Raw genomic sequence first — 13,249 nt, forward strand, 5'->3', positions numbered from 1 at the left:
GCGGGAACCGGGAATTGGTGCACCGACGACGACCAGGCGGTCCCCGTCCGGATGAGGACAGTGGTCGGGGTGACAGGATTTGAACCTGCGGCCTCGTCGTCCCGAACGACGCGCGCTACCAAGCTGCGCCACACCCCGTGGCCAACCCTGAAAGTCTACCCCGTTCGCGGACGTGCGCCCAATCGGCGTGCACAGCGGGAGTGTCGGTTGCGTGGCTCGTCCTCGCGGAAGCGTCGCCCGCGGCGTGCGGGCGGGCTCCCGCGAGGACGTCGGCCCCGGACGTCGGCCCGGACGTCGGCCCCGGACATCGACCGAACGTCAGGAATCCGCGTCAGGGGTGACGTGTCGGGCGGCGCCTCGCGACGATGGCTGCCCCGGTGCCGAGCACGATCGCGATGATTCCTCCGACGGCGGCTCCGCCCGCGGAGGCGCTCGAGACGCCCGTGGCGGCGAGGGCCGTGGGAGCGGGGGACGCCGACGGAGCCGGCGATATCGTCGGAGCGACCGTCGGCGTCGGCGTGTGCGACGGTGGGGTGGGGGCGAGCTGCTCCGTCTGCGACGGGGAGGCGAAGCGCTCGGCCCAGGCGTATCCCCGAGGCAGGTGCGGCGCGACAGCCGGGTCCTGCTCATCGCGGGAGATCCGCCAGACGGCGGTGTACACGCCCGGACCCGGAAGACGGTCGGCGAGCTCGACCCGGTAGGTGCCCGGTCCTCGGGCGGGATCCGTCGCCAGCGTGAGTCGCGCCACGGGGGAGAGGTTCGAGGGCACCTCGTCCGACTCCGCGGGGAATGCCCCGGTCCGGTAGAGATCGGCCGTCGCGCTGAGCGGGACGAAGGAGCCGTCCGCGAGGCGCGGCCACACGCCGTCGTCGACGGAGACGGTCACGTCATCGATGAACCGATCATTCTCGATGCGAGCCGAGGTCTCGATCCGAGGACGGAACTGCACGGGGCGCGCGGAGGTGTCCTCCGTGGCGAGGGCGAAGGTCTGCGGATCCGCGGGACCCGCGGACTCCTGCTGACCGGGCGTGCTGTACAGGCGCACCGCAGCCGCGCGCACGGTGAACGTCCCGGACGCGCGAACGGTGTATGGACGCCCGTCGCTGCCCTCCGGGCGGGGAGCAGAGATCGGGTAGACGACGCCGGCTCGGACGTCGTTCCGTTCCGCGGAGCCCGTGTCGGCGAACACGGCGTTCTCGAGGCGCAGGACGCCACTCGCGTCGGGGTCGACGTCGGCGACGATGGTGCCCTCGGTCGGCTCGTCGGCGGCAGTCGTCAGGGTGAGGGAGCCGCCGACGCGCGGCACGCGAACAGCCGCGGCCTCGGTGAGGTACTGCTCGACCCGTGTCTGGATCGCCGAGCTGTTCTCCGGGCTGGCGCGGCGCATGATGTAGTCGATCGCTTCGCTGAGCGAGTCGCCGCTGTACCCCCAGGAGTGAAGCGTGGTGTCGCGGTCGACGATCGCCTTGACGGCCCACCCCACGCTCGCGGCTTGGACGGGATCGTCGGTCTGGCCGTACGTGGAGACGAGATGGTTGATCGAGACGAGCTGCTGGGCGCTGAGCCCCCGTACGTCGGAGCTGACGCCGAGGTCGGTCGTCGTCCCCGTCGCGACGGGCAGTCCGGGATGGATGCAGTACGTGTGAACGGCGCCGACGCGCATGGACCCGTGCCATCCCGTGGAGGACAGGGGTGCCCACGTGCCGAATCCCGTTCCGCGATCAGCAGCCGTCGCCGGCGCGGCGAAGAGGGCTGTGGCGGTAGCGACCAGAGCGAGCACGGCGAGCAGCGCGCGTCGACGTCGGGGAGGTCGGGAGGAGCGGGGGTGATGCATGGAGAGTCCCTTCGATTGAGAGACTCGATCTTCGCTTCGCGACGAGTTCGCGAAACGGGCGGAGGGGCCGTTCCGTGGACGGAACGGCCCCTTCGGACGGTGTGCAGGAGCGGTCAGCGGGGCAGCAGCGTGAGCAGCGTCGCCTCCGGTCGACACCCGAAACGAACGGGTGCGTAGATGGAGTGGCCGAGGCCCGCGCTCACGTTCAAGGGCACCGAGCGGCCGCTGTGGGACCACTCGCTGAGGCCGCGCGCCTGGTCGAGCGGGAGGTCGCAGTTGGACACGAGTGCTTTGCGGCTGAAGGGCACTCGCACCTGACCGCCGTGGGTGTGTCCCGCGAGAAGGATGTCCGCCCCCAGGTCGGTGAACGTGTCGAGCGTTCGACGGTACGGGGCGTGCATCACTCCGAGCGTGAGGTCGGCGGCATCCAGAGTCGCCAGGACAGGCGGAATCTGGTCGGGGCGGTCCCACTTGCGGTGGGCGTCGTTCACTCCGAACGCCGTGATGCGCACACCCTTCACCTCGAGCGATACGGCGGTGTCGTCGAGGATGTTCCAGCCGAGGTCGTCGGCGAAGAATCGGTCGAGAGCCTCGACGTCGAGGTGCTTGTGGGCGGGGACGTTTCCGGAGGGGCCGAGGAAGTACCGCAGGGGATTGCGCGGCGACGGCTCTTGGAAGTCGTTCGATCCGTGCACCACGAGCCCGGGGATGCCGCGCAGGGGTGCGAAAGCGGTACGGATGCCGGTAAGCCCGTCGCGGTGGCCGAGATTGTCGCCCGTGTTCACGACGAGGTCGGGTGACAGGTCAGCGAGCCGGGCCATCCATTCCTGCTTACGGTGTTGCCATGGAGCCATGTGCGCGTCCGACACGTGGAGGACGCGAATCGGTTCCGCGCCCTTCGGAAGGACACGGAGGGCGTGATAGCGGACCGTGAAGAGGTAGCGCTCGATGCCGACGCCCCAGACGGCGGCGCCGACAGCGGCCGCCCCCGCAACCCCGAGGGGTGCGAGGGCGGCCGTCACTGCGGGACGGGTCACGGGCAGTCCTTCGCGGCGATGCTCAGCGACACCGGGGTGTTCTTGTTCGTCGCGGTGCCCGCGGCGGGGTTCGTCCCCGTCACGCGGCCCTCGGCGGGCGCGCTCGCGTCCTTCTCGCAGCTGCCGATCGAAACGGTCCCGAAGCCTGCGGCGAGCAGAGCGGCCCGGGCGGAGCTGACGGGGTTTCCGGACACGTCCGGGACCGTGGCACCCTGGCCGTTGCCGGGGCTGATCGTGATCGTCGATCCCGCGGGCGCCGTTCCGCCACCGGGGTTCTGCGCCGCGACGCGATCGCCGCCCATGTCGGAGTCGACGGGGGAGCCCACGGTCACGCTGAAGCCTGCGGACTCGAGCGTCGATCGGGCGTCGTCGATGCTCTTGCCCACCACGTTCGGCAGGTCGCGCTGGATCGTGCGCGTCAGGTTCGACGGCGGCTGCGGGAAAGCGTCCCCTCCGTAGAACTCGTCCGCGGCGCTCTGAGCGCCCTCGGCGATCGTGTACCTCATGTTCGAGAGCTGTTGCCCGTTCCAATACTTGCCGAACAGGGTCTCGGTGCCCTCCCAATTGCCGACCCACACCGCGGTGGTGACGTTGGTCGAAGACTCGATCATCCAGGTGTTCCAGCCCTCGTGGGTACCGGTCTTGCCGATCAGGGCGGTTCCGTCGAACGGGTTGGCCGACTGTCCGGTTCCGCCGCCGGTCATGACCCCCTGCAGAGCGTAAGCGGCCGCGGCGGACACCTCAGGCGTCAGGGTACCGGGCGTGCACTGGCGGTCGGGGATCGGACGCTCGGCACCGTCGCTGTCCGTCACCTTGTCGATGACCTTCGGCTGGCAGTGGGTGCCGCCGTTGGCGACCGTCGCGTAGGCGCCGGCCATCGCGATCGGAGAGACGTTGTCATCGCCGATGACGTTGTTGGCGACCCGCATCTCGATGTCGGTGCCGTCGCCACGGGTGACGCCGAGCTTCTTGGCGACCTTGGCGATGTCACAGAGGTCGAGCTGCGCGGCCATCGCGAGGTAACCGGTATTGAGCGAGTTCTTGGTGAAGGTCATCGGGGTGCCGTAGTAACCCGGGTCGGACGCGAAGTTGTTGATGACGGTGCCGCCCCCGTTGATCCAGTCGCCGTAACAGGAGTTCTTCATGTTCGGCACCGGACGCAGGCGACCGTTGAGGTTCTCGTTGAGCGAGTGGCCCTTCTCCAGCCAGTCCACGAGTGTGAAGAGCTTGAAGGTCGATCCGGCGTTGAAGCCGATGGAACCGCCGGTGTCCTTGTCTCCCGCGAAGACGATGGAGTTGTAGGCCGGATCGGATTCCGCCTGCGTGGGGTCCTGCGTGAACTTCGTGTTCTGCGCGATGCCGAGGATGCGGCCGGTCTTGGCCTCCATGCTGACCGCGGTGGAACCGAATTTCATTCCGTCGAAGCTCTGCGGCGCGTTCTCGTTCATCGCGGTCTGCGCGGCATCCTGAATACGCCAGTCGAGCGTGGTCTGGATCGTGAGACCGTCCTGGCGGAGCGCGTCGACGCGGTCGTCGACGGTGGCGCCGAAAGCGGGGTCGTTCAGGATCGTCGCGACGACGTACTGGCAGAAGTACGGGGCGCCCGAGTTCGCGCAGCCCTGGTCGGTCGCGGTGATCTGCGGGGTGATCGGCTCGATGGCCGCCGCGACGTATTGCTCGTGCGTGATCTTGCCGTCCGCCTCCATGCGGCTGAGGACATACAGCTGGCGACCCTTGGTCTCGCTGTAGCCGTCGGCGGCGTTCACGAGCTGCTCCTGCGTGATCTCACCGTTGTCGCGCAGTGTGTAGAGCGCCTGGATGGTGCTTTGGTCGACGTCGTCGATCGACCCGTCCGGCGCCTTGTTCCACGAGGTCTCGCCGTCGCTGATCGACCCTTCCGGGCGGTCGATGCGGAAGCGGTTCGGGTTCTGCACCATGCCCGCGAGGACGGCGGCCTGGCCCACGTTCAGCTGCGCAGCCGGGACGTTGAAGTAGTACTTGGCGGCAGCGTCGATGCCGTAGGTCACGCCGCCGAAGTTCGCGATGTTGAGGTACCCGAGGAGGATCTGATCCTTCGTGTACTGCTTCTCGAGCTGGATCGCGTACCGCATCTCCTGCAGCTTGCGCTGGTAGCCCGCGACGCCGTCGGACTGGATCGCCTCGAGGGCGCACGCCTGGAGGGCCTCATCGCGCGTCTGCGCGGGCTGGCCGTCGGAGCCGTCCGTCGCTTTGGCGTCGCGCTCGCATCGCTGCACGAGCACGTTCTTGACGTACTGCTGGCTGATCGAGGAGCCACCCTGGGTCTCGCCGCCCGAGGCGTTGCTGAGGAGCGCACGGGTGGTGCCGATGAGGTCGACGCCGCCGTGCTGGTAGTACCGCGGGTCCTCGGAGGAGAGGATCGCGTCGTACATGACGGGGTTCACCTGGTCGAACGTGACGGGGGATCGGTTCTGGTCGTAGAACTTCGCGAGGACCCGGTCGCCGGCCATGAGCGTCGTGGGCAGCATGAGCGCGTCAGGCTGCAGGTAGCTCGGCATATTGTCGAAGATCGTGATGGCGCTGCTGGCAGCGGCACCTGACACGGCGATCGCCGGGGTGACGGCGGCGGTCAGCAGAACACCGGCGGCCGTGCTCAGACCGACGAGGCCGAGGATGCCGCCGAGCGCACCGCTAGCCGTTCGTTTGTTCTCAGGCATAGGGTTGATGCTAAGCGACGTTGCTGGGCGATGCCTCGATGGCGTGCGCTCGCGCGCGTACGCGTCCTGGCCGCGCACACCTCGTGCGCGGCATCCGAGTCACCTTCGGGAGCTGCGAATGACCACGTGGGAGTACCTCACCACGCCGCTGTTGATCCACAACACCGCGGCGATCCTCAACAACTGGGGAAAGCAGGGGTGGGAGCTCGTGCAGGTCGTCACCGGCCCCGAAGGCGGGCTCGTGGCGTACTTCAAGCGCCCGACCGGCGGTGGCACGGCCAACGCGGGCCTCGGGGCAGCCGAGGCCGCGGCGCGTCAGTTCGAGGGTCAGCAGTGAGCGTCGCGGAGCGCCTCGCCGCGCTGGGTGTCGAAGTCCCCTCGGTCGTGCCCCCGGTCGCGGCCTACATCCCCGCGAAGCAGCACGGCGATCTCATCTACACCTCCGGTCAGCTGCCGATGGTGCAGGGCGCCCTGCCCGAAACGGGCAAGGTCGGCGAGTCCGAGGGTCTCGTGAGCCCCGCGGATGCCAAGACCTACGCGCGCCAGTGCGCGCTCAACGCCCTCGCGGCGGCGGCGGCCGTCGCCGGCGGTGTCGACAAGCTGACGGGCGTGCTCAAGCTCACCGGGTTCGTGGCATCCGTCCCCGAATTCACCGGGCAGCCCGGCGTCATAAACGGCGCGAGCGAGTTCCTGGGCGAGGTCTTCGGCGATGCCGGGGTCCACGCACGCTCCGCCGTCGGTGTTCCCGTCCTGCCGCTGGACAGCCCCGTCGAGGTCGAGGTCGTCTTCACCGTCGCCTGAGCCGCACGAACGTCGGAGGGGGCGGGACCGCACGGGTCCCGCCCCCTCTCGCATTCCTACGCCTCTTCGGGTCGGGCCGCGGCGGCGCGGTCCGACCCGGACGCGACGTATCCCCCGACGTGCCGTTCGTCGACGCCGGTGTACGCCGACAGCGGGCGGATGAGGGCGTTGGATGCCGTCTGCTCCATGACGTGAGCCGTCCAGCCCGTGACGCGGGCCGCGACGAACAGCGGGGTGAAGGTCGGGGTGTCGAAGCCGATGAGGTGGTATGCCGGTCCGGACGGATAGTCGAGGTTCGGGTAGATGCCCTTCCGCGCGACGAACGCGGTCTCGAGCTCGTCGTATAGGGCAGCGAGTTCGTCGGCGCCGTAGTGGGCGACGAGCGTGTCGAGGGCCGCCTTCATCGTGGGAACGCGAGAGTCGCCCTTCTTGTAGACCCGGTGCCCGAAGCCCATGATCTTCCGCTTGTTCGCGAGGGCGTCGTCGAGCCAGCCCGCGACCCGCTCGGCCGAACCGATCTCGTCGAAGATGTGCATGACCGCCTCGTTCGCGCCTCCGTGCAGAGCGCCCTTGAGGGCACCGATGGCGCCGACGACGGCCGAGTACAGATCAGCTGTCGTCGAGGTGATGACGCGCGCGGTGAACGTCGATGCGTTGAACGAGTGCTCGGCGTACAGGATCATCGACACGTTGAACGCCTCGGCGACGACGTCCACCGGCTCTTCGCCGAACGTCATCCAGAGGAAGTTGCGCGAGTAATCCAGGTCGTTCCGGGGAGGAACCAGCTCCTGCCCCCGTCGGCGGCGCTGGTCGTAGGCCACCATCGCGGGGATCTTGGCGAACAGCAGCTTCGCCTTGGCGAGATCGGCCGACGGAGAGTTGTCGGCCACGTCGGCCGCCGAGGCGCCGAGGGCCGAGACGGCGGTCCGCACGACGTCCATGGGGTGAGCGTCGAGCGGGAGGAGGTCGATCACGGTCTTAATGTCGTCGTCGAGGTCGCGGTGCGCGCGCTCGAACGTCTCGAACTCCGCGCGCTCCGACTCGGTCGGCAGGTCGCCGTTCCACAGCAAGAGGGCGACGGCCTCGAACGACTGCGTCGCGGCGAGCTCTTGCACGGGATACCCGCGGTACAGGAGCGAATTCGTCTCGGGATTGACCTTGCTGATGGCGGTGTAGTCCACCGTGACGCCGGCGAGGCCCTTCTTGATGTCGTCCTGGGTGTCAGCCATGCTCACTCCTTCGTGATGGTGAAGTCGAAGATGTTCGTGTCGAAGTGGTTGTACTGCTCGTAGTCGATCAGGTCGTAGAGATCGGCGCGATGCTGCATCGACCCGAGCTGGCTCTTCAGATGTCCCTCGTCCTGGAGGACCTCCAGGGCGCGGTCGGCGGCCCCCATCGCGAGGCGCAGGAGCGAGACCGGCCAGATGACGATGTTCACGCCGACGCTCCGCAGGTCGTCGACGCTGAAGAGGTCGCTCTTGCCGAACTCGGTCATGTTCGCCAGGATCGGCACGTCGACCGCAGCGCGCACCGCTTCGAACTCGGCCAGGGTGCGCATCGCCTCGGGGAAGATCGCGTCCGCTCCGGCGTCGACGAGCTGTCGAGCGCGGTCGATCGCGGCGTCCAGGCCGTCGACGGCCCGGATGTCGGTGCGGGCCATGACGAGGAAGTTGTCGTCACGCCGCGCATCGATCGCCGCGCGGATGCGCTTGATCGCGGTGTCGGTGTCGACCACCGCCTTCCCGTCGAGGTGGCCGCACCGCTTCGGGTTGATCTGGTCTTCGATGTGGCATCCGGCCAGTCCCGCGTCTTCGAGCGTCTGGATGGTCCGCGCGACGTTCATGGGTTCACCGAAACCGGTGTCGGCGTCGATGATCGCGGGGAGGTCGGTCATCCGGGCGATCTGCTGCCCGCGACCGGCGACTTCGGTGAGGGTGGTCAGACCGATGTCGGGAAGCCCGAGATCGGCGCTCAGCACCGCTCCCGAGATGTACACGCCCTCCAACCCCTTGCGTTCGATGAGGCGGGCCGACAGCGGGTTGAACGCCCCGGGGAAGCGGAGGAGCTCGCCGGATGCCAACCGCTCGCGGAACGCCCGCCGCTTCTCGGCCGCCGAGACCGACGAGTACAGCATCAGAACAGTCCCTTGGGTGCGGGAGCGGATGCCAGGACGCCGGGCTTCGCGACGATGGTGAGCTGCATGACCTCGGCGGGGGTGAGTTCGGGCAGGCGCTCGGCGAGGGCGAGGAAGCGTTCGATCTCCTCGGGGAGGAGGACGGGCTCGGCGAGGATCCGGAACTTGCGGATGTAGTCCTCGCGGGCGAAGGGCCGGGCGCCGAGGGGGTGGGCGTCGGCGACGGCGATCTCGTCCTCCAGGGTCGACCCGTCGGTGAGGGTGATGACGACGCGCCCGCCGAAGGCCTTCTCGTTCGGGTCCTCGGAGTGGTACCGACGGGTCCACTCGGCATCCTCCGCCGTCGTCACCTTGTGCCAGAGCTCCACGGTGTCCGGCCGGCCCGCGCGTGCGGGGGCGTAGGAGTCGACGTGATGCCAGGCGCCGTCCTGCAACGCCACGGCGAAGATGTACGGGATGGAGTGATCCAGCGTTTCGCGCGAGGCCGTGGGGTCGTACTTCTGCGGGTCGTTCGCGCCGGAGCCGATCACGTAGTGCGTGTGGTGACTGGTGTGCAGCACGATCGAGGCGATGTTCGCCGGGTCGGTGAGGTCGGGGCGCTCGTGGTGGAGCTTGCGGGCGAGGTCGATCCACGCCTGCGCCTGGTACTCGGCGGAGTGCTCCTTCGTGTACGAGTCGAGGATCGCCCGCTTGGACTCCCCGTCACCGGGCAGCGGGACGTCGTAGGTGGCGGTGGGGCCGTCGAGCAGCCACGCGATGACACCGTCTTCGCCTTCGTAGATCGGGGACGGCGACGTCTCGCCCCGCATGGCTCGGTCGACGGCTTCGATCGCCATCTTCCCCGCGAACGCGGGGGCGTGCGCCTTCCACGTGGAGATCTCGCCCTTGCGGGACTGGCGGGTCGCGGTGGTGGTGTGGAGGGCTTGGCCGATCGCCTGGTAGATCGTGGCCTGATCGAGGTCGAGGAGGGTACCGATGCCGGCGGCGGCCGAGGGGCCGAGGTGGGCGACGTGATCGATCTTGTGCTTGTGCAGGCTGATCGCGCGGACCAGGTCGATCTGCACCTCGTACGCCGTCGCCAGCGCCCGCACCACGGCGACGCCGTCACGGCCGGTGTGCTGGGCGACGGCGAGGATCGGGGGGATGTTGTCGCCGGGGTGGGAGTAATCCGCCGCGAGGAACGTGTCGTGGTAGTCGAGTTCTCGCACGGCGACGCCGTTCGCCCACGCCGCCCACTCCGGGCTCGAACGTCGCTCCAGCGCGCACCCGAACACCGTCGCCCCGGCCCCGCCGATCGACACCGCGTGATCCAGCGCCTGCTGACGCGCCGCGCTGACCGGCTCGCGCGACAGCGACGCCGCAGCGACGGCGGCGTTGTCGATCACCCGGTTGATGATCATGTCCGCCACATCGGCGTCGACCGCCACCGGATCGACCGCGATTCGCGCGAGAGACCATGCGAGTTGTCCCTCACGGGCCAGGTTCTCTTCGCTGCGGTGGACACGAACGTGGTGCGTGATCGTCATGATCTTCTCTTTCGGCCGGTGGATTGCGTGCTGGACGCGAGGGTCGGGGAGGTCTCGAGCGAGTCGAGGATGCTGGTGAGGGCGTTGTGCAGGTGGACGTGGACGGCATGCGCGGCGAGGTCGCCGTCGCCGGCCGCGATGGCCGAGGCGATCAGGCGGTGCTCGGCGACCGAGGCGGCGAGTCGTTCCGGGCGGTACCGGGCGAGACGCCGGACGCGCACGAGGTGAGCGCGGACGGTGCGCAGCGCGCCGACCAGATAGTCGTTGTCGGCGGCGGCATCCATCTCCTCGTCGAACTCGGCGATGAGCGCGTAATACGCGTCGCGGGCGGTATCGCCGTCAAGATCGGCGGCGGCGAAAGCGTCCGCCAGACGGGCGAACGCTGTCGCCGAGGGCGATGCCGCGGCCAGGCGGGCCGCCGTCTCCTCGAGGGCGCGGCGGACGGTGAAGAGCGCGCGGATGTCGTCGCTCTGCACGTCGGTGACGACGGTGACCCGGGGGGACGACTGGGCGACGAGTCCGTCGGATGCCAGGCGAGCGAGAGCCGTGCGCAGGGGAGTCCGGCTCACGCCCAGGCGGGCGGACTGCTCGACTTCGCCGAGGACGGTGCCCGGCGCGAGGACGCCTGTCTGGATCTCTTCGAGGAGGGTTGCGTAGGCCCGATCGCTCGCGCGCATGCTGGCCTCCTCGACATCGCCGGTCACCGCTGAGTGTATACGCAAGGCGCCCTGCGGGGCGGCGATCGGGTCATTGAGGGGTTCAATGTATCCAGAACACGAAGGATCCCGGATGCCGAGGGCATGGCATCCGGGATCTTCCTTGTCGTGTCGTCTACTTCACCTGCGCGCTGATCACGCTCATGACGGCGGTGTCGGCGAGGGTCGTGGTGTCGCCGACCTCGCGGCCTTCGGCGACGTCGCGGAGGAGACGTCGCATGATCTTGCCGGAGCGCGTCTTGGGCAGCTCGCCGACGATGTAGACGTCGCGCGGGCGGGCGATCGGGCCGATCTGCTCGCCGACCCACTTGCGCAGCTCGTCGCCGAGCCCCTCGACCGGGTGCTGTTTGAGGTAGCTGCTCTTGATGATGACGAAGGCCACGACCGCCTGCCCCGTGGTCTCATCTGACGCGCCGACGACGGCCGACTCGGCGACGCCCTCGTGCCCCACGAGGGCCGATTCGATCTCGGCGGTCGAGAGACGGTGACCCGAGACGTTCATGACGTCGTCGACCCGCCCGAGGAGCCAGACGTCCCCGTCGTCGTCGAGGCGGGCTCCGTCGCCCGCGAAGTAGTAGCCCCTGTCGGAGAACTTGTCCCAGTACGTTTCGCGGTAGCGGTCGGGGTCGCCCCAGATGCCCCGCAGCATGCTCGGCCAGGGCTCGGTGATCACGAGCAGACCACCGCTGCCGTTGCCGACCGGCTCGCCCTGGTCGTCGACGACGGCGATCGAGATCCCGGGGATCGGCACCTGCGCCGAGCCGGGCTTCGTCTCGGTGACACCGGGGAGGGCGGAGATCATGATGGCGCCCGTCTCGGTCTGCCACCAGGTATCGACGATCGGCGTCCTGTCGGCGCCGATGATGTCGCGGTACCAGACCCACGCCTCGGGGTTGATCGGTTCGCCGACCGATCCGAGCAGACGGAGCGAGCTCAGATCGAACTTCTGCGGCACGTCGCGGCCGATCTTCATGAACGAGCGGATCGCGGTCGGCGCGGTGTAGAAGATCGTGACGCCGTGCTTCTCGATGAGCTCCCACCACCGGCCGGGGTGCGGGGTGTCGGGAGTGCCCTCGTAGAGCAACTGCGTCGCGCCGTTGGCGAGCGGACCGTAGGCGACGTAGGTGTGGCCCGTGATCCAGCCGATGTCGGCGGTGCACCAGTAGACGTCGGTCTCGGGGTGCACGTCGTGCACGACGCGGTTGGTGAAGGCCGCCTGCGTGAGGTAGCCCCCGGAGGTGTGGAGGATGCCCTTGGGCTTTCCGGTGGTGCCGGAGGTGTAGAGGATGAAGAGCGGCGTCTCGGCGGGGAACGCCTCGGCCTCGTGCTCGCCCGAGGCCTGTGGTACGACGTCGTGCCACCAGACGTCGCGGTCGTCGATCCACTCGACGTCGTTCTCGCCGCGCTTGACCACGAGCACGTGCTCGACGGTCTCCTGGATGCCGGACCCGTTGCGGTCGGCGAGCGCTTGGTCGACCGCGGGCTTGAGGGGAGACACCTTTCCCTTGCGCCAGCCGCCGTCGGCGGTGATGACGAGCTTCGCGCCGGCGTCGTCGATGCGGGAGCGGAGGCTGTCGGCCGAGAAGCCGCCGAACACGACCGAGTGCACGGCGCCGATGCGGGCGACGGCAAGCATGGAGGCGATGGCCTCGGGGATCATCGGCAGGTAGATCGCCACGCGGTCGCCGCGCTCGATCCCCAGATCGATCAGGACGTTGGAGAGGCGCTTCACCTCGTCGGTGAGCTCGGCGTAGGTGACGTTCCGCTGATCGCCGGGCTCACCCTCCCACCGCAGCGCGATGCGGTCGCCGTGGCCGGCCTCGACGTGACGGTCGAGGCAGTTGTACGCGACGTTCAGCTCGCCGTCGCCGAACCACTCGGCGAAGGGTGGGTTCGACCAGTCGAGCACTCGTGTGAACGGCGTGTGCCAGTGCAGTTCTCGTGCCTGGTCGGCCCAGAATCCCTCGCGGTCGGCCGCGGCACGCTCGTAGAGACTCGCGTCGGCGACGGCGTTCGCGGCGAACTCCGCCGAGGGGGCGAAACGGCGGGTTTCGTTGAGGAGATGGTCGATCTGGCTGCTCATCGCGGCGCTCCTTCGCGGTCGAGGGGATGCCGCGTCGTCGCAGGCATCGTCACCGTGATGACGCTAGCGAGAGCCCCCGACAACCGGCCACCTCCGATAGTTGGCATCCCCGCCGGAAGAAACAGGTGATATATCAGGGTGCGGTGGTGCGTGGTGAGTTGGCGCGGCCGTCTGAGGCGCGTAATCTAACAACGCCCGAACATCGCTTCCGGCATCCGCGTCGGTGGGAGCCCCCCAATTTCCGCCGGCGCGTGGCGGCATCCCTCGCCCCCCACTGACGGGATGCCGCCCCCTCTTTTTTCTGCCCCGGTCCACTGTCGGACCGTGTGGGGCGGCACTTCTTCTCCCCGAGCCGCGGGCTCGGCGATCTCTCCACGAATCCGACATTCGGCTCGGTGCGAGGCGGGCTCGCCCTCGTACCG

Annotated in this window: 10 protein-coding genes and 1 tRNA gene; 2 read left to right on the forward strand and 9 right to left on the reverse strand. The window is 68.8% G+C overall.

The window, feature by feature from the left end; genetic code table 11:
• Positions 1 to 61: 61 nt before the first annotated feature.
• The 4 genes from AB0O24_RS16670 to AB0O24_RS16685 form a co-directional block, all read right to left on the reverse strand.
• Positions 62 to 138: transfer RNA gene (locus AB0O24_RS16670), tRNA-Pro, on the reverse strand.
• 193 nt (positions 139 to 331) lie between these two features.
• The gene (locus AB0O24_RS16675; protein WP_275801509.1) at positions 332 to 1,834 is read right to left on the reverse strand and encodes a hypothetical protein; all 1,503 of its coding nucleotides are present in this window, start codon (positions 1,832 to 1,834) and stop codon (positions 332 to 334) included.
• Between the two features lie 113 nt (positions 1,835 to 1,947).
• On the reverse strand, positions 1,948 to 2,871 hold the full coding sequence (locus AB0O24_RS16680) for a metallophosphoesterase (RefSeq protein ID WP_363376529.1): 924 nt from the start codon (positions 2,869 to 2,871) through the stop codon (positions 1,948 to 1,950).
• The gene (locus tag AB0O24_RS16685; protein ID WP_275801096.1) at positions 2,868 to 5,567 is read right to left on the reverse strand and encodes a transglycosylase domain-containing protein; all 2,700 of its coding nucleotides are present in this window, start codon (positions 5,565 to 5,567) and stop codon (positions 2,868 to 2,870) included. The genes AB0O24_RS16680 and AB0O24_RS16685 overlap by 4 nt, the downstream gene beginning before the upstream one ends.
• A 118-nt stretch (positions 5,568 to 5,685) precedes the next feature.
• On the opposite strand from AB0O24_RS16685, the gene AB0O24_RS16690 reads away from it, so the two are divergent.
• Positions 5,686 to 5,904, forward strand: coding sequence for a hypothetical protein (locus AB0O24_RS16690; RefSeq protein WP_013585749.1), 219 nt, complete (start codon positions 5,686 to 5,688; stop codon positions 5,902 to 5,904).
• Positions 5,901 to 6,368 carry a RidA family protein gene (locus tag AB0O24_RS16695; protein ID WP_363376531.1) on the forward strand — a complete coding sequence of 156 codons (468 nt, stop codon included), beginning with the start codon at positions 5,901 to 5,903 and terminating at the stop codon, positions 6,366 to 6,368. The genes AB0O24_RS16690 and AB0O24_RS16695 overlap by 4 nt, the downstream gene beginning before the upstream one ends.
• Positions 6,369 to 6,424: 56 nt before the next feature.
• Here the strand turns inward: AB0O24_RS16695 and AB0O24_RS16700 are convergent, their stop codons facing one another.
• The 5 genes from AB0O24_RS16700 to acs all read right to left on the reverse strand — a co-directional run bounded on the left by AB0O24_RS16700 (position 6,425) and on the right by acs (position 12,827).
• Positions 6,425 to 7,597 carry a bifunctional 2-methylcitrate synthase/citrate synthase gene (locus AB0O24_RS16700; protein ID WP_363376533.1) on the reverse strand — a complete coding sequence of 391 codons (1,173 nt, stop codon included), beginning with the start codon at positions 7,595 to 7,597 and terminating at the stop codon, positions 6,425 to 6,427.
• A gap of 2 nt (positions 7,598 to 7,599) precedes the next feature.
• Positions 7,600 to 8,502 carry a methylisocitrate lyase gene (gene prpB, locus AB0O24_RS16705; RefSeq protein ID WP_363376535.1) on the reverse strand — a complete coding sequence of 301 codons (903 nt, stop codon included), beginning with the start codon at positions 8,500 to 8,502 and terminating at the stop codon, positions 7,600 to 7,602.
• Positions 8,502 to 10,028: an MmgE/PrpD family protein gene (locus AB0O24_RS16710; protein WP_275799465.1), complete on the reverse strand. Its 1,527-nt coding sequence runs from the start codon at positions 10,026 to 10,028 to the stop codon at positions 8,502 to 8,504. The genes prpB and AB0O24_RS16710 overlap by 1 nt, the downstream gene beginning before the upstream one ends.
• Entirely contained in the window at positions 10,025 to 10,705 is a 681-nt protein-coding gene (locus tag AB0O24_RS16715; protein WP_058614319.1) for a GntR family transcriptional regulator, read from the reverse strand. Before AB0O24_RS16715 ends, AB0O24_RS16710 begins: the two co-directional genes overlap by 4 nt.
• A gap of 154 nt (positions 10,706 to 10,859) precedes the next feature.
• Positions 10,860 to 12,827: an acetate--CoA ligase gene (gene acs, locus AB0O24_RS16720; protein WP_363376537.1), complete on the reverse strand. Its 1,968-nt coding sequence runs from the start codon at positions 12,825 to 12,827 to the stop codon at positions 10,860 to 10,862.
• Positions 12,828 to 13,249 lie beyond the last annotated feature (422 nt).

This window comes from Microbacterium sp. NPDC086615 (assembly GCF_040686055.1).
In the GTDB taxonomy this organism is placed as follows: domain Bacteria; phylum Actinomycetota; class Actinomycetes; order Actinomycetales; family Microbacteriaceae; genus Microbacterium.